Source organism: Ruegeria sp. CDSB117 (genome assembly GCF_059611005.1).
In genome coordinates this window covers 1-1,594 of sequence record NZ_JBXWOS010000068.1, presented here as the reverse complement: position 1 = coordinate 1,594, position 1,594 = coordinate 1, and the positions used below count along the sequence as shown (strand labels likewise).

The following is a 1,594-nucleotide window of genomic DNA, read 5'->3' as shown; positions in this document are numbered from 1 at the left end:
CCATTGATGGTTTCCAAAGTCATCAGCATGCGCAACACGGTGGTTTTGCCCGAGCCGGACGGGCCGATCACGGTGACCATCTCACCCTCCGACACGTCCAGATGCAGACTGTCCAGTACGGTCAGGGCACCATAGCTTTTGGTTACGTTCATGAACCGTACCATCGGCACGTCGGGCCCGGTCAGTTCCAGTGGGTATTGCGACATATCTTCCATCAGTTCATTCCCAGTTTCTTGCGCACCCAGGCCTCAAAGAGTTTGATCAACCCGGCTGCGGGCAGTGAAATCGCCAGGAAGATGATCCCGACCATGGTATAGGGTTCCAAATACCTGTAAGTTGACCCACCAATGGCATTCGCCGCCTGCATCAGCTCGGCCACGCCGATAACCGACAGCATCGGTGTGTCCTTGAATATCCCAACCAGGTAATTGCCCATCCCAGCCATTGAGGGCGGCAGGGCTTGGGGGATGATAACGCGAAAATAGGTCTTGGTCGTGCTCAGGTTCAGTGCGGTGCAAGCCTCCCACTGTCCTTTCGGCACCGACTCGAGGCCGCCGCGATAAACCTCAGACAGGTAGGCCGAATAATGCAGCCCGATGGCGATCATCCCTGCCACCCATGGACTGAGGCGTATCCCGAATTGCGGGCCGACAAAGAACACAAAGAAAATCTGCAGCACCAGCGGCGTCGATCGGATGAATTCGACACATTCCCGCACCACCATTGTGACGATGCGCGACGGTGTGCGTTGCGCCAGTGCAAAAACCAGCCCCAGTACCACTGCGATCCCATAGCCGATTCCGGCAGCGGCCAGCGTGTTCAGCGTGGCCTGTAAAAGCCGGGGAAGAATTTCAAAGGTAAAATCCCAACGCCAGTCAAACATGGCTTACGCCCTCCCCAATTTGCGTGCCATGAAGCGTTCGAGCCACCGCATGAACGGCGTCACGATCAGCCGCGCAAGAATGTAGTAAATTATCAGTGCTGTCCCGAAAGCCTGCGCTGACAGGAAGGTGGAGCCGTTTATTTGCTTGGCTTCGAACATCAGGTCAGTAACCGAAATCAACGACACCAGCGCGGTCGCCTTCAGCAGTTCGATCATCAGGTTGCCCCAAGGCGGCAGCATGTTCAAAAACGCCTGTGGCAGGATGATCCGATACATCCGTTTGGCCGGAGACATCGAGATCGCATAAGCCGCTTCCCACTGCCCTTTGGGCACCGACTGAATGCCGCCACGCACGAGTTCGGCACCATAGGCCCCGAGGTTCAGCCCGACCGCAATGAAACCGGCAAAGAACTTGTCCAGCGTCAATCCGAACAGCGGCAGGACAAAGAAAATCCAATAAAGCTGCACTAAAAGAGACGTGCCCCGGAAGATTTCAATGTAAACGCCGGCCGTCCAGCGCACCGCAATATTCCGTGACAGTTTCATCAACCCTGCGGTCAGAGCGAGCACAATGGCAAGCGCTGCCGACAGAAAAAACTGCGCGATTGTGACCAGCGTTCCGTCCAGAAAACGCGGCGCGTTTTCGGCGAGAAATTCCCAATATGACATGACGTATCCCGGATGGCGGACGTAAAAGGCGGGCCGAACCTG

The 1,594-nt window shown here is 56.1% G+C and carries 3 protein-coding genes; all 3 read right to left on the bottom strand.

What is annotated here, in order from left to right; all coding sequences use genetic code 11:
- A partial coding sequence (locus tag AC2FJC_RS23825; protein WP_496742200.1) for an ATP-binding cassette domain-containing protein occupies window positions 1-215 on the bottom strand: 215 nt, incomplete at its 3' end.
- Window positions 215-883, bottom strand: coding sequence for an ectoine/hydroxyectoine ABC transporter permease subunit EhuD (gene ehuD, locus AC2FJC_RS23820; protein ID WP_170432395.1), 669 nt, complete (start codon window positions 881-883; stop codon window positions 215-217). The genes AC2FJC_RS23825 and ehuD, both read right to left, overlap by 1 nt.
- Before the next feature lie 3 nt (window positions 884-886).
- Window positions 887-1,594: ectoine/hydroxyectoine ABC transporter permease subunit EhuC (gene ehuC, locus AC2FJC_RS23815; protein ID WP_496742198.1), on the bottom strand; the 708-nt coding region annotated here is incomplete at its 5' end.

Bases quoted from the DNA above. Each gene is read 5' to 3' on its own strand.
- ehuD (WP_170432395.1), bottom strand. From the start codon at position 883: ATGTTTGACTGGCGTTGGGATTTTACCTTTGAAATTCTTCCCCGGCTT.